The following is a 20,037-nucleotide window of genomic DNA, read 5'->3' on the forward strand; positions in this document are numbered from 1 at the left end:
ACTCCCCAAACACACTTAAACCAAACTTAATAAATGATCTATTTTAGACAAAGAAAGTAGCGTGATATTAAACATAAAAGCCGGGCGAACCCGGCTTTTATGTTTCTACAAGATTCAGATAAAAAGGCTGAATCTTGGCTAGAGTATTACTGTATGCTAATTAGGCATTACTTTCTTTTGGTTTGTCAGCACCTGTCATGGAACTTCCAACGGAAGCTATGATGATCATAAGTACTGCTATCCATTGCCAAAGAGTTAACAGCTCTCCTAAAATAATTAACCCAGCAACCGCTGCAACAGCAGGCTCTAAGCTCATCATTATGCTAAATCCTTGTGCTGGCATGTTGCGAAGTGCCACCATTTCTAAACTATAGGGTAGCGCACTTGATAAGATACCTATCATGATCCCGAGTGGGATTAATTCCCAATTCAGTAAGGCACTGCCTTGAGAAATTGCGCCAAATGGAACTAATACAAATGCGGATACAGTCATACCTATTGCGACTGTCACACCACCAGAGCCTTGGTTTCCTGTTTTCTTACCAAATAATATATATCCAGCCCAGCAGGCTCCAGCGACGAGTGCGAGTATTACACCGATTGGGTCTAACCCTTCTTGGCTGCTCATATCCGGTAAGAGCATCACTATGCCTGCAATTGCAAAAACAACCCAAAGGTAATCTCGTTTTCTTTTTGATGAAAATAGAGCAACAGCAAGGGGGCCGGTAAACTCTAAGGCAACCCCGATACCTAGAGGGATCCTTTCAATGGCATAATAAAAAGTAATATTCATACCACCTAAACAAAGACCGTATACAATGATTGGGCCCCAATTTTTTGGCATGTGACGCCAAGGTCTGAATATTAGGCATAAAATGAGAGCAGAAAACCCAAGCCGATAGGCTGTTGTCCCTTCAGGGCCAACATATGGGAAAAGTTGCTTAGCAATTGAAGCACCTGACTGTATGGTGACCATCGCACAAAGCAAACATGCAACTGCAAAAAGCAAATCTCTATTTGCCATTGGAAAAATTAACTCTAATTACTATCAAGGCATGTAGTCTAATGGTGAAACGCACTGAGCTCAACACCTTTGTATACATTATTCATGGCTTATGTGGTTAGTATGTACTTTTGTAACATGCTGTTTTCTTGGCTGTAAATAATGCTTAACCCTAAGCATCATCAATATGATGCTCAAGTTTAAGTTAGAGTTTCAGTAGAGAGGTAATTTAACCAATCATTGTGATGTTTAGTCATGCTTTTATGTTTTTTTGAGTTTGCGTGAGCGAGTTTGTCTTTTTCGGTCATAAAAGGACCTGCTCGACAAAAGCTACAATAAGAATCTGATAAATAATGAGGAACTTTTAAATAAGGTAATTCATTTCGAGTCGATTTAGCAGACCAGACATAGCTTATGCCACTGGTATCTTTAACATGTTTATCTCTGTCTACGTTCCTTATTTTATAGCCTGGAAAATCATTGATATCGAAATCACTTTGGCCTAAATATTCGATATTCAGCCCCATTGAAAGTGAAGATTCAATGTCCCATTCGCAGTAAGGTTTTACATCTTTTGAGGTGATAAGACACAGCATAGGACCATGTGGAGCGAGTGCGTATTTATGGGCGTAGTAAATATAAAGCCTTAACAACCGACGATTTAATGTGTTTACAGATAAGGATTGTTGCTGAAACTCAGAAAAGTCAGAAAATGCAGGAATTAAAGGAAATTGAAAAATTACCGCATCAAAGCTTTTGATGGGTAATCTTAACCATGAGTCAGGATCGGTAACATCGAAACTGCACATGACAGGCACTTGTTTTTCAATTAACGCGTGATATGCGTTTTGCTCATACTTATCGAGTAGGGTTTCTTTCGTATCATAGATACTGGCTGTGAGCTGAGATGCAGGGAATTGCATTGATAATGCATTTGAAAAACTTAAGTCACCGTCACCTACGGTTAAAATACGCCATTGTTTGTTGAGTTTCATAACTATCGTAATTTGAAAACAATGGCGTGATTATATCAGGCTCGCTTTAAGCTTGTCTCGCTAGCTCATCTAACAACGACATTACTTCAGACGAAGCTTGTTCCATTTGATTCAGCTTCTGAATGCAGCCTTGTTTGTTGCCCTGAGCAAAAAGTTTCATAGCTTCAACGCCGCTTGCATGCACTTGCTTGTGCGGATTATCTAATCGCTTGAATGAACTTAAGTCGCCAAATTTTTGCTGGCCTTCTGACGTCATCCAATTGCCTAGACGGCAGCTCATGTGATCAGCAAATGCCGAAATAGGCTGAGAGTTATGGCCAATTAAATGATTGTATACGTCTGATTTCCAAACTACATGGTCTAATTTTACTGTTTGTACAAAAGTCTGTGTAGTGGCATCAATAATAGTATCTTTCATCGAACTACAGTTGCCAACGATACTTGAATAATCTTCGTTTAATTGGGAAATACTTTCAGAAAGATTACTGTTCGAACTTTGGATTACATTAACGGCATTAACAGTCTGCTGAGTTGTATCCATAATTTGCTTAACAAGATCTGATACCTCATTAGCAGATTCGTTTGTATTATTAGCCAGCGCTCGTACTTCATCTGCTACAACACTAAAACCACGACCAGCTTCGCCTGCGCGTGCAGCTTCAATTGCCGCATTAAGTGCTAGTAAGTTGGTTTGATCTGAGATTTTAGAAATGGTCGTCACGAACGTATTAATATTGTCAGCCATTTGAGAAAGGCCTGAAATATTGGTTGTCATGGTCGCCATGTTTTGAGTTAAGCCATCCATACCAGCAAGTATGTCTGAAAGTGATTTTTCTGATGTCTGGAAAATTGAATTAATGTTACTGATTGACTGACTTTCTTGCTCGATTGAAGTAAAGCTGTTACTGACAGTCTCTCTTATATCTCTCACTTGAGATAAACCGTTTATGGCACATTGTAAAAGTTGATTGTCTGTGTTGTCGTTGAGTTGAGATTGGGTTTCAACTAATAACTCGTTTAGGTTATTGTTTTCAGCCCTGAGCTGCTCGTTTTCTTGTTGTAATTGTTGTAATTGAAGACGCAAATCTTGAAGCGCCTGTTCTTGCTGTTGATTGTTAAATAAATTACCGAACACAGCTTTTCCCTCTCGAATAGAAATTAGTATTAGATTATCAGTCTGTTAAAAAAAGTGCCAGAAATAAGCGAGTTAACTTCTGGGAGTTTGACGAATAATCTTATGGCTTTTATCTGTATACATGTTTTCATCGGCTTCATGCATGTTTTCGTCTGCCGAAAGTTGCTTATCGGCTTTAGTGATACCAATGCTGATCCCAACACCAAACTCAAATATAGTCTCTAGTAATTGCTCTCTTAATTGCTCTAAATTCTCAGGCATAGACTCACTAAACACCACAAACTCATCACCACCTAAACGGAAGCAATTTACTTCACCAAATTCATCACTAATGGCCTTTGCAATTAACTGTAGTACTTTATCGCCAGTTTTATGGCCATATTTATCATTTGCAGATTTAAAATTATCTAAATCTAAATACAGCAAGTAGGGGTACTTTTTTATAAGCGTTTGAAAGTTTTCGAAACAGGCCTTTCGATTACCTAATTTTGTTAGGTGGTCATGATTCGCTTCGAAGCTCAATTTCTCTTCGAGTTTTTTTCTTTGACTGATTTCGTTATTAAGTTTTTTAATTATTTTTCTTTCATTATGAATAACGTTGAAAAGAACCACGCAAGTCAGGATGAGACCAATTTTCTTTAGGGAAGTGTCAGCTGCCAAAAGAGGGAGGGTTTCTTTTGAGAGTATGTCGTCTAGCACATCTAAAAATAAACCTATGCAATATAATCCCCAAGCACTAATCAAAAACCGGTTACTTACATACTGCGCTCCATAACCGATTAAAAAGCCCGTACAAGAAAACCAAAACAGCTCCTCAAAAGCATCGAGTTCAAATTCTGGCTTCTGAAGTAATAAGATAGCTAAACATAGAGAAATTAAAGCAATAAAAATATAAAAGTATTTTTGTTTCATCTGCTACATCTAAAATGGGTCACCTATTAGATATAGCAGAAAAATTATTTAAATGTTGCGTGACAGCTCGAATTGTTGAGCAATCATGAATAAATGAGTGACAAAAAGGACTGAAGTGAGGATAAATCGCATTTTGTGGTAATCCTTGTGATAGTTTTGCCAAGCAGGCATACCACGTTCGAACAACAGGAGCACTGGATAGCAGATAGCTAAATATGAAAGCACAACAGTTGTATTTACGAATGCAAACAGTGGGAAAGGGATCACAAGTAGTACAGCCATGACAGCATGGGTTTTGCTTTGCTCACCCGGGCGCCACAAAATACCTGCGCAAAATGCACTTATTCCCAGACTATAAAATGTAAAAGCTTGGATTAAAGCGTCATTGATACCAATTACTAGCGAGGCAAAGATACAAGCTAAAAAAGGTAAAACACCATAATAGCCGAGTTGGATATGATTTGAAAAAGGGTGCATAAATATTCCGACTAAGATAACACATCAGTTAATTCAATATGATACCAGTTTTACTTAGAACTAGATCATAATTGTGTTAATTCGGGTTATTTCCTTACATCAATGATTATTCTCGACGATTTAACAAACTTGATAAAAGGCTAACCCAATTAACCTTTATATTTTGCGGCTGTAATAAACTCTTCAAATGCCTCACACCAGATAACAATGGTGGTGTATTCATCTATGTCTAATTGATTGGGCACTTGCTTGATAAAACCATCAAAGCGCTTTACTTCAGCTATGTTTATCATGCTGTTTTTGTGTTGCATAAATTGCTCTTCATTTTCAACAAATTGCTTTGATAGATACAACTGATAGTCTGGACCAGGAGTAAGCGTGCCTTTAAATACTATTTCAGAAGGTGAGAGATAAAATTCGCCAGTTCCGTTATGTAAAAAATCAGAGCCATCTAAGCCTTCTGAAATCATTGCTTTATATTTTGCATTCTGAGATGCGGTTGCTAGTTCAAGCATGCTTAATGGTTCAGGTGCAACCATAATTGGTAATGTATAAATACCTGCCATAAAGCCAAATATAAATATAACAATGCCAGAAAGGCCTAACTTTAATTTATTCACGTTTCACCGAATCATCAACACAATTAACTGAAGTATAGACCTATATTTTAAACCGAACCTGAATGTGTCTTACTAAATGCAAGTAAGACCTGGATAAGAGGGATAAAAGCTTTTTTGAGTAAAACAGTGTTTTAGTGCTTTTTATTTTGTTTATTATCTTTTTTAGGCACAATGCAAAAGCCAAGCGCAGAGACAATATAGACTAGAACTAACGAGTTACCTATAATAAGTACGTGTTTATCACTGACCAGCAACCACAATACAGCGAGTAAGACACAGGCTAATGTTAAGTGAGTAGTTAAGGCTTTAAGTTTACTGCGTACCATAAAAATCTATGCGAATTGAGTTGAGTGAATTATAACTAGGTCTGGTGTAAAAAACGATATACTTCTTTTAGGTAAAAAACTTGTTACTAAGATACTTGTTTTACAGCTAATCTTACTTTTTGTTGTTATAATTCGGATATAAAATTTAAAACATAAAGTTGATTTAGATTAATAATTTATTTTTATCTGAGCGTAACTTTGTACCGTTAAAATTATTTCAGTGATTTGAGCCATTAGAGGTTGGTTTGGTTAATGTTTTTAGCGTCTTTAGACGACTTGATTTAAAACGTTTAGTATTAATACTGGCTTTCTTTGGTGTGTTATTAACGTTAGGTAACGCGTTACTGGCTGCGTATAAAGTTCAGAAAGACTTACTTGTTGAAGATACACTTGAGGCCAATAGAGTTTATGCTGCAAAATTAGCAAATGTTACCGATCTATTTATGGCTTCAGTATTATCGCAACTCGATTATTCTGCTGAATCTATAAAAGACGAATTTACAAACCTTGAAAAGTTGCAATTCGAACTTGACCGTTTGCTTGGGCAAACTAATAGTTTTAACGCGACAATTTTTGTGAATAGCCAAGGCAAAGTACTTGCTGTTTCTCCCTATTCTCTAAATCTTGCAAATACGTACATCAAGGATGAAAAAGCATTAGAGCCTCTAAAACGGCAGCAAACCTTTATTTCTGAACCCTTTTTATCACCGGCAGGTAATTTAATTGTAAGTATTACTTCACCTGTTTTTGATAGCGAAAAGCGTTTTGTTGGCTATATTGGCGGTGCAATCTACTTGCAAGAAAACAATATACTCAATGATATTTTAGAAAAACATCACCACAATGAGGACTCATACACCTATGTAGTAGATCATAATGGACATATCATTTTCCACAGAGATATTGCACGGATTGGTGAGAGGGTAACAAATAATAAAATAATTGAAGCCGTTTTATCCGGAATTTCAGGGAGCATGATAGCGCCTAATTCGTTAGGAGAACAAATGCTAGCAGGGTTTGCTCCGGCTAAATTACCAAATTGGGGGGTTGTCTCTCAAAGTCATAAGTCGGTTACTTTACAGAAAGTATATAACACCATTGTGGATGTCTTACTCAGTACGCTTCCGCTCATTGTACTTACCTTACTGATCATTTTACTGCTAGGAACAAAAATAGCAGAACCTCTAGCCAGCCTGGCCCATGCATTAAAAAATGAAGGCCTTGATAGCAAAATTGATCCTAAAAGCATCAACACTTGGTACTTTGAAGCCGATTATTTAAAGCAGGCATTTTTATCAAGCCATGAGCGCATAGAGAAAACCATTAAAAAACTCGACCAAGATAGGCAAAAAGACCAACTCACACAATTGCTCAATCGTCGTGGTATGGAAAACGCCCTAGAATATTTTGTCGCAAACTCTCAACCGTTTTCGGTACTGGCTCTTGATATTGACCATTTTAAAAGGGTCAATGATAACTTCGGCCATGATGTTGGAGACATCGTCATTAAACAATTCGCAGCTTTGATGCAAAAATGTGCCAGAGAGCAAGATCTAGTTTGCCGCTCAGGTGGAGAGGAGTTTTTAATATTCTTACCACATGTCGGTTTAGACGTTGCATTTAAGATTGCAGAACGATTACGCCTCAGTATTGAAAGTCATGAATTTGAGCAAGTTGGTCAGGTGACCACTTCAATTGGTATTTCTCGTTGGCCAGAATTCAGTGAAGATATAGATACGGTCTTAAAGCAGGCTGACAGGGCTTTATATAGTGCAAAAGAAGCGGGAAGAAATAGAACCCATCTGGTAGATCAAGCCTATAACTAATCTGCTCGTTTGCAATTGTTGACACTTGCACGTGAATATTGGTACTGATTTAGGTATTATGCGCGCTCCAGACTTAAAGTAATACCAATCTGCTTAATTAAGTGGTCTATTTTGAGGCAAGAAAACCTGGTTGCTAGTACCGCTCACGCGTGCAGCTAGCGCTGAGGCACCTACATCCGTGTAGGCAAAGCAAAGATTTCGTTATTTAGTTGTCCCTAAATAAGAAATATTTAACTCAGCTATCATCAGGTTTAGTCCTTCAAAATGATTAAGTGTTATTGCGCATTGGTAAAAGTCTCAGATTAATAAGAATAGGAGCGTGTAAATGGGTAATATTAAAGTACCCCATACCTTGATTTTGTTGTTGGGCATGATGGTTGTGGCTTTAATTGCAACCTGGATTGTGCCACAGGGCTTTTTCGAAACGAGTACGACTGAATCAGGTCGTCAAATGGTTGTGGCGGGCACATACGCGCAAGTTGCAGACAAAACTTACCTTACCCCATGGGACTTACTCACTTCTATTCCTCGCGCCTTTGCTGCAGCACAAGATGTCATTTTCTTTGTTTTAATCGTAGGTGGTGTATTGGCCATAGCTCGAGCGACGGGTACTGTCGATGCGCTAATAGGTCGTCTTTTAGAAAAGCATGGTACCAAGCCACAGCGCCTTATCTTTATGGTGGTATTTTGTTTTGCACTTGCTTCTAGTGCCATTGGTACTGCAGGTGAATATATACCGTTTGTACTGATATTGGTGGCCCTTTGTAAAGCGATGCGTCTAGATGCTATGACTGCAGTAGGCATGATTGTCGCAGGTTATGGTATTGGCTATGGTGTATCTGCATTTAATCCATTTACCGTTCTTATTGCGCAGCAGATTGCTGAAATTCCGGTTTACTCGGGTATTTGGCTGCGTTTCGCAATCTTTGTTCCTTTCGTGCTAATTGGTTTCCATCATGTTTGGAGTTATGCGAAGAAAGTAAGTGAAGATCCAAGTAAATCAATGATGGTTGGTGTACCTTGCCCTCTTGCAGGCAAAGAGCAACCAGATTATCCAAAATTAAATAAAAGGCACCAGCTGATTTTAGGTAGCTTCTTAGTTACTTTAACAGTTGCGGTTTGGGGTATTGCCACACAAGGTTGGTATTTATATGAGCTTGGTGGTGTGTTTGTCGCTTGGGGTGCAGTTGTTGCGATCTTAGGCAAGTTATCTGCAGACGAAACGGCTGAACGCTTTATCGAAGGTGTTTCTGATCTTGTAACTACAGCAATTCTGATAGGCGTTGCACGTGGTATCGCACTTATCCTTGAAGATGGCCAAATTCTTCATACACTAGTTCACGGTATGTCTTTGCCTTTATCACATGTTGCGGCAGAAGTATCAGCTGTTGGTATGTTGATTATTCAAACTTTATTAAATACGTTTATCCCATCAGGCTCAGGCCAAGCTTATGTGACTATGCCTTTAATGGCGCCATTAGGTGACTTAGTCGGCGTACCTCGTCAGGTTGCAGTGCTTGCATACCAATTTGGTGATGGTTTCTCAAATATGATCATTCCTACTAATGCTGTTTTAATGGGTATTTTAGGTATGGCGGGTGTTCCTTATACGCATTGGTTCCGTTTCTGTTTACCATTGATGTTAAAATTAATGGCGGCAGCTTCTGCGGTATTAGTGTTGGCGGTTATGTTTGGTTATGGGCTAGATGTTCAGCCTGTAATTCAGTAAACGCTCATAATTTATTCTTCAGCCACGGTATATTCTTAATACCGTGGCAATTTATTTTCATTTATTTGATCTGACTACAAAACTTTCTAAAACGCTTCCATTATCATTACGATTCGTGCATTTTGTATATACGTCGTTTAAAAAGTGGATCCCATGACGCTCTCTTTTAGCCATTTTTACAGTCTTGAGAATAGCCAAGCTAGGTATGAACAAGCCATTCAAATGATGTTTGAAAAGCTTGAACCTGTTCATTGCTTAATTGGCCAATTTGTCAATGGAAGAACTCAAGTACAAACAATTTGTTATGCTAAGGACGGCGTTTTACAACCTAATATTACCTATGACCTAGCTGGCACCCCTTGCAATGATGCGCAAGATAGCTTGGGTGTATGCATGCTTAATCAACAACTTCAAGAAAAGTACGTTCAAGATGAGCTACTTTGTCAGATGAATATCAATAGTTATGCAGGTGTCACCTTACGTGCATTAGATCATACACCTATTGGCATCATGGTTTGTATGTACGAAGATGAAAGGCTATTAACCGACAGTCAGCAATCGTTTTTAAAAGAGTTAAGTTACATCGTTGGGGCTGAACTAAATCATAATTTAGAAATGGCCTCGCAAGACTTGATCTTAAAGCAGCTTGCCAAAGGTGAACGAATTGCAAAGTTAAGTTCGTGGAACTGGCATTTAGGGCAAGATAAACATTGGTTTAGTAAAGAAATGCGCCATCTCATTGGCAAGCATCATAATATTGAATTAAGCCTAGATTGTTTTTTAGAGTGTTTAGAGCCAAGAGACAAAGAGCGACTCGAAGACCTGCTCTTGCTTTTAAAGCGTGGGGACATTGAGCAAGTTGATACCACAGTGCGTCATAAGTTATTGTCTAAGCGCAAAGGTCTGATGCGTATTATTGGGCATATTGAAAATCAAACCGGCCCAATATCTGAACGTGTTTTTACGGCTACAGTGCAAGACATATCTCAAATCAACGCACTTACAAAGCAACTAGAATTAACCAATGTAGTTTTCGAACACGCCACAGATGCCATTATGATCACCGATCATGAAAATAAAATAATCATGGTGAATAAGGCATTCGAAGACTTAACGGGTTATAAAGGTTTTGAGTTAATGGGCCAAGATCCGGGGGTTCTATCTTCGGGTCAGCAGAGTAAGCAATTCTACAAAAAGATGTGGCATGCGCTAGAAACTTCGGGAACCTGGAAAGGTGAAATTTATAATCGACGTAAAAATGGCCAGATTTTCCCAGAAGAACTAACTTTAAGTGTCGTTAAAGATGAGTTAAATCAACCCACCAATTATGTCGCGATATTCAGAGATATCACTGAGTGGAAGCGAAATGAAGCCCAACTGACGTTTTACGCAAACCATGAGCCCCTAACAGGGTTAATCAATCGTCGTTCGTTTATAGAAAGCCTTGAAGAAGTAATTTCTGAGAACAGAGCAAAGCAAAAAGAGTCTGTGATTTTATTTATAGGTTTAGACAGATTCAAAGAAGTAAACGATGTTTATGGGTCAGAAATTGGCGATAATGTATTGTTGTCAGTAGCTAAGCGCATTAAAAATGGTGTGCGCAGGCAAGATATTGTGTGTCGTTATGGGGGCGATGAATTTACCATTTTGCTGCAAAACAGTGGTATCGACAATGCGATGCAGGTTGCAAGTAAAATTCAATCTAAGATTTCACTCCCTTACGTGTTTAATGAATTGTCTGTAGAGATAACAGCGTGTATTGGGATTGCCGAGTTAGCGACAGATCAACCCCTCACTGCATCAAGCATTATAAGCCATGCAACACATGCTTTGGGGTCTGCGAAGAAAACGTCACCAGGTCAAATTGCACTATACAACGAAGCGATTCAAAACGCTTACTTACAGAAAATACACCTCAGAGATAAGCTCAAAGAAGCCATAAAATTTCAATTATTGTCTGTACATTATCAACCAATTATAGATTCAACAACGGGCGAAATTTCAAAATTTGAAGCACTTGTTCGCTGGTCTGACAGTGAGCTTGGTGCAATTTCACCCGGACAATTTATTCCAATAGCCGAAGAGTTTGGTCTTATTCATCAAATCGGCCAATTTGTATTAGAAAAGAGCTGTCAAGATTTAGCAAAAATGCACAGTCAAGGGTATACCCATATCTCAATTTCGATTAACCGCTCTGTCAATGAATTTAAAGCGAGTAACGACCAATATAAGCAAATTATTGGGGCTATTGAGAAAAATAACTTGCCCTATAATGCGTTAACGATTGAAGTGACTGAATCCGTAGCAGCGAATCAATATACTTGGCAAGTACTTGGCAAGTACTTGGCGATCTACAAAAAAGAGGTGTGCAAATCGCGTTAGATGACTTTTGTACGGGGTATTCTTCTTTAAGCCATCTGCTTAAAAGTAAAGTTGACTTTGTTAAGATTGACCGCTCATTTATCGATACTTTGATTGATGATAAAAAGAAGCAGGCCATGATTAAGTATTTAGTTGAATTGGGTGACGATATTGGCACAAAACTCATTGCTGAAGGGGTTGAGCATGTTGAGCAAGTCAATATGCTTAAACAGTTTGGTTGTCATAATGTACAAGGCTTTTATTATAGCCCCGCGCAACCGATTTCTGTTTGCTTATCGATGCTAGGTAAATAAAACGTTCAATAAAAAAGGCATTCTCAGTCGTTGTGAATGCCTTTTAAGTATTAAGAGCCATTTATAAATTAGGCCTTAGCACATCATATAATGCGTCAATATGATCATCTCTGTCGTTTAACGCAGCAATGTAACGATACTTTTCACCACCCGCTTCTTCGAAAATCTCTCGATTTTCTTCTTCAAGTTCCTCGAGTGTTTCTAAACAGTCAGCGCTGAATGCTGGGCTGATAATGGCAATATCTTTGATGCCTTCTTTAGGGAAAGATTCTAGGGTTGCATCTGTGTATGGTTTTAGCCATTCAGCTTTACCAAAACGACTTTGGAAAGTCGTCATCACTAGTTCTTTATCTAAGCCTAATTTTTCAACAACTAAGCGCGTTGTTTGATGACATAGACAGTGATACGGGTCGCCATGATCTAAAAACTGCTTTGGCATCCCATGGTAAGAGAAGACAATTTTTTGAGGCGTACCATGTTTGTCTAGGTCTTCTTGAATACTATTAGCTAGAGACTCGATGTAAAGCGGGTTTGTGTGATAACCATTGATGAAATGTAATTCAGGTACCCAGCGCCATTTCTTTAATACATTTGCAATTGCGTCAAAAGTCGAACCCGTTGTTGGGCTTGAATATTGTGGGTACAAAGGAAATACAATAATCCGTGTTATGCCTTTATCTCTTAGTTTTTCTAAACCCGCTTCGATTGAGGGGTTGCCATAACGCATCGCAAGCTCGACCTCTACGTTATGATTATTTGCCTTTAACTTCTCGGCGATTTTGTCTGCTTGCTGCTGAGAAATATGAATAAGTGGTGAGCCGTTTTCAGTCCAAATACTTGCATAAGCTTTGGCTGATTTCTTTGGGCGAACTCGTAAAATAATGCCATGAAGGATCATTAACCATATTAGGCGCGGTATCTCGACAATTCTTGGATCAGATAAGAATTCGGCCAAATAAACACGTAAGGCTTTAGGCGTTGGTGCATCCGGGCTACCTAAATTGGTTACCAAAATACCAGTCTTTTTATTAAAACGACCCTCATGCGGGTTGTCAGTGATCGCAGAAAAACGAGACACAAAATGCTCCTTTATAAATTACCATTCTTTAAAAAAGTGAGACGGTGTTGAGAGTGGAAGATTTTACAAGATTTTCAATACGTTCGACACCTAAAAGCGGATCATTCTTGTGTCAGAACAAAGTACAGATGTTTTTGTAGTTATTTAGTATTAAATTTTGCGCTAATTATTAAATATTGTTTGCGTAATAAATAATTTATTAGTAGATTTCGTGCCCCGAAATCAATCTAAATTCTGCTGTTTTACATTAGAGGGGCATAATGAGAAACAACCAGCCAATTACTGCAAACCGCAAAACCTTTTCTTCTGATGTAAAATTAATCTCTGTGACAGACTTACAAGGCAATATTACCGAGTGTAATGACGAATTTATTGCTATCAGCGGTTTCAGTAGAGAAGAGTTGATTGGTCAACCCCACAATATTGTTCGTCACCCTGATATGCCTGAAGTGGCATTTAAAACCATGTGGGCAGAACTAAAGCAAGGTAAGCCTTGGATGGGCTTGGTTAAAAACCGTTGTAAGAATGGTGATTTCTACTGGGTTGATGCCTACGTTACCCCTGTCACAGAGCATGGCAAAGTAGTCGGTTACGAGTCGGTCAGAAGTGTACCGAGTGAATCAGCAATTAAACGTGCTGAACTTATTTACGCTCAAGCGAAACAGAATAAAAACGGATTTAATTTTCGCATTGATACCTATTACGCAGCACTCGCCGTTATTTTGGCTTTATGTGTGGCTGCATTTATTTCAGGTTATCAAGTCTCGGCTTTTGCTTCTTCTATTCTTGCCACTATTTTAACCATAGTCTTAAAAAGCAAACAGAAGAACTTCTATTTCAAAGCATTAAGCAATGAACTATCGAGTAGCTTTAGTGATGACATTGCTAAGAATGTTTATTCAACGTACCCAAGTGATATTGCTGACTTACATGTACGAATTCTGAGTGAGCGAGCGCACTTAGACACAGTTGTTACCCGTATCGCTGATGCGGCAAAGCACGTATCTAAAGGAGCGAACTCCTCTTTAGCTATGGCGCAAAATGCCAATACGCAATTAGAACAGCAGCAATTACAAACCGAGCAAGTCGCAACAGCCATGAACGAAATGAGTATGACCATTAACGATGTGTCGGGTCATGTTCAAGCAACGGCTGAGCAAGCGGGTCAATCACACGACCTTGCAACACAAAGTGCTGAATACAGCGATCAAACCAAGCGTGCAATTGAGTCATTAACAAATACCGTATTAAATATTAAGCAATCTGTTGAAGGTGTATCTAAGCAAACTTCACGTATTGCAGATGCGGCACAATTTATTGAACAAATCGCTGAGCAAACAAACTTGTTAGCTCTAAATGCTGCAATTGAAGCTGCTCGTGCCGGTGAGCAAGGTCGAGGCTTTGCTGTAGTAGCCGATGAAGTTCGCAGTCTTGCTAAGAGAACCCAGCAATCTACACAAGAAATTCAAGGTATTATCAACGAATTATCACAAAGTACAGAACATGCAGTAGTTGTCGCTGAACAAGGTGAGCAAGAATCTCAGCAGGGCATGGCTCATTTGCTACAAAGCAGCGACATGCTGGTTCAAATCAATGAATCAATTGATAAAATTAATGATATGTCACTGCAAATCGCAGCAGCCATCGAAGAGCAAGCGAATGTTTCTGAAGATATAAATCAGCAAGTTGTGAATATTGCTTCATTAGCGGGTGATAGTCTGAATAGTGCAACAAGTGTTGAACAGGCTAGCCAAACACTCACGCAAGTATCTCAAGATATGGTTGAATTAGTGGTGCGATTTAAACGTTAAACACGACATGAAACAACAGCTATATCAACTCTGATAATAAGCTACTCGGTATTATTTGGGGTTGATATTATGCTATCTTAGCTAAGCAGTTGTTAACATGGAATTTCGCATCATGACCGAGTCGGTGCTTCATCAAACCTTAGCGCAATATTTTGGCTTTTCAGAATTTAGATCAGGCCAAGAACAAACAATCACCCAACTAGTAAACGGATATTCTAGTCTAGCAATCTTTCCAACGGGTTCAGGCAAGTCCTTATGCTATCAGTTGACTGCCTTACATCTACCCAATTTAACTTTAGTGATTTCGCCTTTACTGGCGTTAATGAAAGATCAATTAGAGTTCTTAAAGAGCAAAGGCATTAATGCAGCGAGTTTAGATTCCACATTAAGCCGAGAAGAAAGTCAGTCAGTGATGCAAAATGTCAGAAATGGCAGCACCAAGGTATTAATGATCTCGGTTGAGCGTTTTAAAAATGAACGCTTTAGAGAATTTATTAAGCAAGTACCAATTTCTATGCTGGTCGTTGATGAAGCGCACTGTATCTCTGAATGGGGTCATAACTTTAGACCCGACTATCTTAAATTACCTGACTATCGTAACGAATTAGACATTCCATTGGTGCTGTTATTAACTGCGACAGCCACAAAAAAAGTAAAGCACGACATGGCTAGCCGCTTTGATATAAAACCTGAGCATATTGTTCAAACTGGTTTTTATCGCGCTAATCTTGATTTAAGTGTTTATGCTTATCCCGAAGAAGACAAAGTTCCCGCACTTATAGGTTATTTAAAACAACAAACTGGCGCTGGGATTGTTTACGTAACGCTGCAACAACAAGCAGAGCAAGTCGCAAAGCAATTACAAGCTGCAGGCATTAATGCTGGTGCATATCATGCAGGTTTAGACGATGGACTTCGTCAAAGCATTCAAAATGACTTCATGAGTAACCAAAAGCAAGTGATAGTTGCCACCATTGCATTCGGTATGGGCATTGATAAATCAGATATCCGTTTTGTGGTGCACTATGATTTGCCAAAATCGATAGAGAATTATAGCCAAGAGATAGGTCGAGCAGGCCGTGATGGACAATTTTCTGAATGTATCACGCTAGCTAATTTAGATGGTGTTGCTACGCTTGAGAACTTTGTATATGCCGATACGCCAGAACAAACGAGTATTCAAGCACTGATAGAAGAAATTCAATCTCAGCAACAGCATGGTTTATGGGAAATGCAGGAGCTTAGTGCTTCTAAGGTTAGCAATATAAGGCTCCTTGCGCTTAAAACCCTGCTTGTACAACTCGAATTAAAAGGTGTGATTGAAGCTAAATACGCCTTTTATGCCGACTTTAGATTTAAATGGTTACACACAGAGCACAAAATTTTAAGCTTATTTGATCCAAATCGTCAGCAATTTATCCAGCAAATATTTGCCAATACACAATTTAAAAAAGTGTGGGGTACTGTTGATATTCAAGCCTTAGTGCAACAAGGGCAAGATAGAAATCGTATTGTTGCCGCCTTAGATTATTTACATGAACAAGGGCTTATTGAGCTTGAATCAAAGCGAATGATGCAAGTGTATCAAGTTGATGAAAGTAAGTTAGCTCAGCCAGATTTAGCGAAAGAGCTTGCCGATTACTTTTTAGAAAAAGAGCAAGCAGAGGTTAAGCGTATAGGTGCTATGCTTCGTTTCTTTGAATTAAATACGTGCCTGAGTTACAACTTAGCAAGATATTTTGATGACCCGAATGCGCCAGAGCAATGCGGTCACTGCTCAGCGTGTCGAGGCCAAGTTGCTAAGCTTGAGCAGTCTAAATCAACTGAGTTCCCATCAGATGAAGCTTTAAGAAATGATTTGAATGCATTGAGGCAACATTTAATGCAAATAGGTGTTGCGCCAAGTTTGGCAATACTCACCCGTTTCTTAACAGGCATGACTTCACCTCTATCGACATCGTCGAAATTTAGACAACGCGCTGGGTTTGGGTGTTGCACAGACATTCGTTATCAAGAAGTGCTGAGTAAAGTGAAACAATTAGGGTTTGGGGCTTAAAAGTGCGCAAAAACATCGAACAGTTATACCACGTTTCACAAAAGCCAAAACGCCAAATTATAGGTTTAATGAGTGGTACGTCACTTGATGGGCTAGACATCGCTTTGTGTGAAATAAGTGGTTGTGGCACGAGTACCGAAGTGACTTTAAAACACTTCAAAACAGTTGATTACCCTGATGAAGTTAAAAGTAAAATTAGAACGGTCTTTGCCAAGCCACAAGTATCGCTAGAATACCTCACACTTCTAAACCCTTGGATAGGGAAGTATCACGGTCAACTGATCAACCAAGCTTTAAAAGCGTGGCAAGTTAATCCCAAAGACATAGATGCCATAGCCAGTCATGGTCAAACAATTTATCACTGCCCACAGCATCAACATGATTTTAAAGACTTTGCTAATGCAACCTTACAAATTGGTGATGGTGATCACCTTGCTGTCGAGACGGGCATAGTCACTTTGAGCGACTTTAGACAAAAGCACATTGCAGCGGGTGGTGAAGGTGCACCACTAGCACAGTTTGGCGATTACTTTTGCTTTTCATCGAACACTGAACACCGCATTTTATTGAACTTAGGTGGCATCGCCAATATCACTTATTTACCAAAATCGGGCTTCTTCGACGACATTCTGTGTAGTGATCTGGGCCCAGGTAACACCATCATGGACGCCTATATGCAAAAGCATTTCGACCGAGCGTTTGATAGTGATGGCGCGATTTCTTCGAAAGGCAGTGTTAACCAAGCTTTATTATCTAAACTTCTTGATAACGATTTTGTTGAGTTAGGTCTCCCTAAATCAACAGGCCCAGAAGTATTTAACTTAGACTATTTGCAAGCAGCACAGGAAGGCTCAAATACAACTCACTTAAAACATGAAGATGTTATGGCAACCTTGTGTGAGTTGAGTGCTTTACTGATTGCAGAGCAGCTAAATTACCTTTCAGAAGATGAAGAACTAAACGTGTATGCCAGTGGTGGTGGGGTGCATAATCCAACCTTAATGCAAAGAATTAAGAAATTATCTAGCGACAAGGTTTTAATCTCCTCAAGTGATGAAATAAACCTTAATCCCGATGCCAAAGAAGCCATTTTGTTTGCTGTGTTGGCAAACGAGTGTTTAGTTGGTAAATCGACTGAATTTGGAGTAAGTATGGGGAAATTGAGCTTTCCAAATTAACTTAGAAGACGTGAAATAAATTCGTAGCTACCTGAGTGGGAAGTTCGGTAGCACCGACTTTATGTCGGGTAAGCGTTTCAAATTCAGACGCGAAATGAATTTGCTGTTACCGGGGCAGTTTAGCTCGGTAGCACCGACTTTATGTCGGGTTAAGTTTCTTTTCTTTGTGCATTCATATTAAAGAAAAAAGCCCCGCTAAACTAGCGGGGCTGAAAAACAGCCTAGTAATCTAAAAAGCTGAGAGCATCACTGACATCAGTTTTGCGCCCTGTTTTTTAGCACTAATGAGCCAAGGGGAAATAGTGTTCATTTTTTTGTTTTTAATTGCTTGGCTTTTTATATGTGCATTAAACTCGGCTGAATTTTTTATTGAGCCATGTAAACCAAGCAAGTTTAGCTGCATCAGGTAATCATCGGTTTCACCATCACCAATCAGCTTTAATGTTGCATTCTTATTTTCTAAATCAGCTTTCGTTAAAGTTGTCTCCGCACTAAAGCTTTCAGCTCTCGCATCAGGTTTCGTTGCAGATAATGAAATCACATCACCAATCTGTGCATCGTACGGTAAGACGCAATTAAAGGTTATGCCTTCTTTTGCATAATCTAACTTTAATGTGTCGTACTGACAGGTATGTTGCACACTGTAATTATCTAAATCGTTCATTGTACGGGGTGTGAATCCGAGCAATAACGGTGAGTGGTTCATAACTTTAAATAGGTTGCTGTATAAGATGGTGTGTATTATCCAAGAGTTTTATTACAGCAATATGACTAATGAGGTGATTTAAGTGTATATACTCTAAATGTCTGATTTAGAGGCATTTAAAATTTAATTAAATGCCTCTATTAGATTGTTCCTGCACGAAGCTTGAACAATGAAGGTTAATTTATTTAACAGGTTTGTTACGTATTACTGAATAAAAAACTATCTTAGAGAAATCGAGATGTCGTTTAATCGTCTTTGTTGAGATGCTCTACTTTTACTTCCAGCAGCATAATTACTGTCAACATTACCTAATCTAAATCGTTCTACTAACAGGTCTAAAGTACAGTTTTGACGTGTATTTAGATTTTCACCTGTGAACATTTCTAGGGCTTCAAGATCAATTGTCAATTTGCCATCATCAGTAATATTTTCAAATTTTTCAGCATTACCTTGTGTGGCACCATCTTTTAGTTTGCAGATTGAACTAAGAGTAATATCAAGCTTGTCAGCTGTGTTGTAGTTTGACCATTCAATTACAAGTGGTTCAGACCTTGCGAAAGATTGACTTTTTTGTGGGGCAAGAATTTCAAATGGAGCCGGCAAAGTTAACGTGTTGGTCAGGGTAACGTTATCTTCAGAACGAACAAAGTTAACAATATACTGAGTGTTTTCACTATGTGCGTCGAAAATTGCACGATAATCTACATCAAATACTTCAGTGTGTTTTTCAAGGCTTTTAGTGACATTGCCAACACTGGCTTCTAACTTATCCGAACTTGATAAGCTAATGTTATTGCCAAATTCATCAGTTAAGTTCAATTCTGCGATAACCCGACTATCAACTCCGCCTGATGTAACATAAATATTTGACCAAATAGCGCGAGTTTTTACATTATCAGATTCAGTTGTTTCCGTGGAGCAGCCGCTCAAGGCTGATAAAGCGAATGGCAAAGCGAAATAGGCTAGTTTGCGCATTGTCTTTCCTTTTATTTAGATTGAAAATTGAATTTACACTAAAAACTACTTTTTGTGTGTTTCAATTTTAGTGTCAAAAATCAGCGGCTGTATAGAAATTAAATGTAATAGAGTGTAATTATAAAAGTTATTTAGCTGAGGCATAAATCCAGCAAGTTTTACCTGATACTAGTTTGGCTTCGACTCTTTGGTAGTCATCAACTTCATATTCATCGGCTTGCTGTAACTCAGCATCGGTGATTAAAAATACCGTACCATCAACAGTATCTTGTTCATGTTCGGACTTAATCAGAATTGGATGATATTCTTTACCGCTGCTTTTAATGACTGCTTGATCGGTGATTTTAACTTCACCCAGTTTGTAACCAATCAGTGTATCTTTTTGGCCTTCAAGTAAACGACCAAAAGTATCAAGTTGAACTTGAGGTTGCTGCAACGTTCCATAAGAGAAAAGTGCGTGCATTTAAGTTTCCCATACATAAAATAAGTTTCGATTGTACAAGAGTTTAAGACGATTAAAACAGCTTTCATAATC

The 20,037-nt window shown here is 38.7% G+C and carries 17 protein-coding genes; 7 read left to right on the forward strand and 10 right to left on the reverse strand.

The features are described from left to right. Positions 1–160: 160 nt before the first annotated feature. The 6 genes from ACH784_RS18630 to ACH784_RS18655 all read right to left on the reverse strand — a co-directional run bounded on the left by ACH784_RS18630 (position 161) and on the right by ACH784_RS18655 (position 5,142). Entirely contained in the window at positions 161–1,024 is an 864-nt protein-coding gene (locus ACH784_RS18630; RefSeq protein WP_404396441.1) for an EamA family transporter, read from the reverse strand. A 179-nt stretch (positions 1,025–1,203) separates the two neighbouring features. Beyond that, positions 1,204–1,998, reverse strand: coding sequence for a Rossmann-like fold-containing protein (locus ACH784_RS18635; protein ID WP_404396444.1), 795 nt, complete (start codon positions 1,996–1,998; stop codon positions 1,204–1,206). Between the two features lie 46 nt (positions 1,999–2,044). Next, positions 2,045–3,133, reverse strand: a complete 1,089-nt coding sequence (locus ACH784_RS18640; RefSeq protein ID WP_404396447.1) for a methyl-accepting chemotaxis protein — start codon at positions 3,131–3,133, stop codon at positions 2,045–2,047. Between the two features lie 72 nt (positions 3,134–3,205). Continuing rightward, positions 3,206–4,045 carry a GGDEF domain-containing protein gene (locus tag ACH784_RS18645; RefSeq protein WP_404396450.1) on the reverse strand — a complete coding sequence of 280 codons (840 nt, stop codon included), beginning with the start codon at positions 4,043–4,045 and terminating at the stop codon, positions 3,206–3,208. Positions 4,046–4,093: 48 nt separating this feature from the next. Further along, entirely contained in the window at positions 4,094–4,522 is a 429-nt protein-coding gene (locus ACH784_RS18650; protein ID WP_404396453.1) for a DUF3429 domain-containing protein, read from the reverse strand. Positions 4,523–4,671: 149 nt separating this feature from the next. After that, positions 4,672–5,142, reverse strand: coding sequence for a DM13 domain-containing protein (locus tag ACH784_RS18655; protein WP_404396456.1), 471 nt, complete (start codon positions 5,140–5,142; stop codon positions 4,672–4,674). Between the two features lie 571 nt (positions 5,143–5,713). Here ACH784_RS18655 and ACH784_RS18660 point away from each other — a divergent pair. The 4 genes from ACH784_RS18660 to ACH784_RS18675 all read left to right on the forward strand — a co-directional run bounded on the left by ACH784_RS18660 (position 5,714) and on the right by ACH784_RS18675 (position 11,698). Continuing rightward, complete coding sequence (locus ACH784_RS18660) at positions 5,714–7,294, forward strand: diguanylate cyclase (protein WP_404396459.1); 1,581 nt, start codon at positions 5,714–5,716, stop codon at positions 7,292–7,294. Between the two features lie 325 nt (positions 7,295–7,619). After that, positions 7,620–9,023: a YfcC family protein gene (locus ACH784_RS18665; protein ID WP_404396462.1), complete on the forward strand. Its 1,404-nt coding sequence runs from the start codon at positions 7,620–7,622 to the stop codon at positions 9,021–9,023. 153 nt (positions 9,024–9,176) lie between these two features. Beyond that, on the forward strand, positions 9,177–11,405 hold the full coding sequence (locus ACH784_RS18670; RefSeq protein ID WP_404396465.1) for a putative bifunctional diguanylate cyclase/phosphodiesterase: 2,229 nt from the start codon (positions 9,177–9,179) through the stop codon (positions 11,403–11,405). After that, positions 11,390–11,698 carry an EAL domain-containing protein gene (locus tag ACH784_RS18675; RefSeq protein ID WP_404396468.1) on the forward strand — a complete coding sequence of 103 codons (309 nt, stop codon included), beginning with the start codon at positions 11,390–11,392 and terminating at the stop codon, positions 11,696–11,698. The genes ACH784_RS18670 and ACH784_RS18675 overlap by 16 nt, the downstream gene beginning before the upstream one ends. A 61-nt stretch (positions 11,699–11,759) precedes the next feature. Here the strand turns inward: ACH784_RS18675 and hemH are convergent, their stop codons facing one another. After that, positions 11,760–12,776 carry a ferrochelatase gene (gene hemH / locus ACH784_RS18680; protein ID WP_404396471.1) on the reverse strand — a complete coding sequence of 339 codons (1,017 nt, stop codon included), beginning with the start codon at positions 12,774–12,776 and terminating at the stop codon, positions 11,760–11,762. Between the two features lie 260 nt (positions 12,777–13,036). On the opposite strand from hemH, the gene ACH784_RS18685 reads away from it, so the two are divergent. From ACH784_RS18685 to ACH784_RS18695, 3 genes are all read left to right on the forward strand, one after another. After that, the gene (locus ACH784_RS18685; protein WP_404396474.1) at positions 13,037–14,587 is read left to right on the forward strand and encodes a methyl-accepting chemotaxis protein; all 1,551 of its coding nucleotides are present in this window, start codon (positions 13,037–13,039) and stop codon (positions 14,585–14,587) included. 112 nt (positions 14,588–14,699) lie between these two features. Continuing rightward, positions 14,700–16,643, forward strand: coding sequence for an ATP-dependent DNA helicase RecQ (locus ACH784_RS18690; protein WP_404396981.1), 1,944 nt, complete (start codon positions 14,700–14,702; stop codon positions 16,641–16,643). Between the two features lie 2 nt (positions 16,644–16,645). Beyond that, positions 16,646–17,821 carry an anhydro-N-acetylmuramic acid kinase gene (locus tag ACH784_RS18695; RefSeq protein ID WP_404396477.1) on the forward strand — a complete coding sequence of 392 codons (1,176 nt, stop codon included), beginning with the start codon at positions 16,646–16,648 and terminating at the stop codon, positions 17,819–17,821. Between the two features lie 229 nt (positions 17,822–18,050). Here the strand turns inward: ACH784_RS18695 and ACH784_RS18700 are convergent, their stop codons facing one another. The 3 genes from ACH784_RS18700 to ACH784_RS18710 form a co-directional block, all read right to left on the reverse strand. Further along, the gene (locus tag ACH784_RS18700; protein ID WP_404396480.1) at positions 18,051–18,485 is read right to left on the reverse strand and encodes a hypothetical protein; all 435 of its coding nucleotides are present in this window, start codon (positions 18,483–18,485) and stop codon (positions 18,051–18,053) included. Positions 18,486–18,746: 261 nt separating this feature from the next. Continuing rightward, the gene (locus ACH784_RS18705) at positions 18,747–19,502 is read right to left on the reverse strand and encodes a hypothetical protein (RefSeq protein ID WP_404396483.1); all 756 of its coding nucleotides are present in this window, start codon (positions 19,500–19,502) and stop codon (positions 18,747–18,749) included. Between the two features lie 127 nt (positions 19,503–19,629). Next, the gene (locus tag ACH784_RS18710; RefSeq protein ID WP_404396485.1) at positions 19,630–19,965 is read right to left on the reverse strand and encodes a gamma-glutamylcyclotransferase family protein; all 336 of its coding nucleotides are present in this window, start codon (positions 19,963–19,965) and stop codon (positions 19,630–19,632) included. Positions 19,966–20,037: the final 72 nt, after the last annotated feature.

Origin of the sequence: Pseudoalteromonas phenolica, from assembly GCF_044788725.1 — a bacterium.
Lineage (GTDB): Bacteria > Pseudomonadota > Gammaproteobacteria > Enterobacterales > Alteromonadaceae > Pseudoalteromonas > Pseudoalteromonas phenolica_C.

Excerpts from the sequence above, each read along its gene's own strand:
- ACH784_RS18705 (WP_404396483.1), bottom strand. The coding sequence starts at position 19,502 with ATGCGCAAACTAGCCTATTTCGCTTTGCCATTCGCTTTATCAGCCTTG.
- ACH784_RS18670 (WP_404396465.1), top strand. The coding sequence starts at position 9,177 with ATGACGCTCTCTTTTAGCCATTTTTACAGTCTTGAGAATAGCCAAGCT.
- ACH784_RS18710 (WP_404396485.1), bottom strand. The coding sequence starts at position 19,965 with ATGCACGCACTTTTCTCTTATGGAACGTTGCAGCAACCTCAAGTTCAA.
- ACH784_RS18630 (WP_404396441.1), bottom strand. The coding sequence starts at position 1,024 with ATGGCAAATAGAGATTTGCTTTTTGCAGTTGCATGTTTGCTTTGTGCG.
- ACH784_RS18650 (WP_404396453.1), bottom strand. The coding sequence starts at position 4,522 with ATGCACCCTTTTTCAAATCATATCCAACTCGGCTATTATGGTGTTTTA.
- ACH784_RS18645 (WP_404396450.1), bottom strand. The coding sequence starts at position 4,045 with ATGAAACAAAAATACTTTTATATTTTTATTGCTTTAATTTCTCTATGT.
- ACH784_RS18690 (WP_404396981.1), top strand. The coding sequence starts at position 14,700 with ATGACCGAGTCGGTGCTTCATCAAACCTTAGCGCAATATTTTGGCTTT.
- ACH784_RS18635 (WP_404396444.1), bottom strand. The coding sequence starts at position 1,998 with ATGAAACTCAACAAACAATGGCGTATTTTAACCGTAGGTGACGGTGAC.
- ACH784_RS18685 (WP_404396474.1), top strand. The coding sequence starts at position 13,037 with ATGAGAAACAACCAGCCAATTACTGCAAACCGCAAAACCTTTTCTTCT.
- ACH784_RS18665 (WP_404396462.1), top strand. The coding sequence starts at position 7,620 with ATGGGTAATATTAAAGTACCCCATACCTTGATTTTGTTGTTGGGCATG.
- ACH784_RS18700 (WP_404396480.1), bottom strand. The coding sequence starts at position 18,485 with ATGAACGATTTAGATAATTACAGTGTGCAACATACCTGTCAGTACGAC.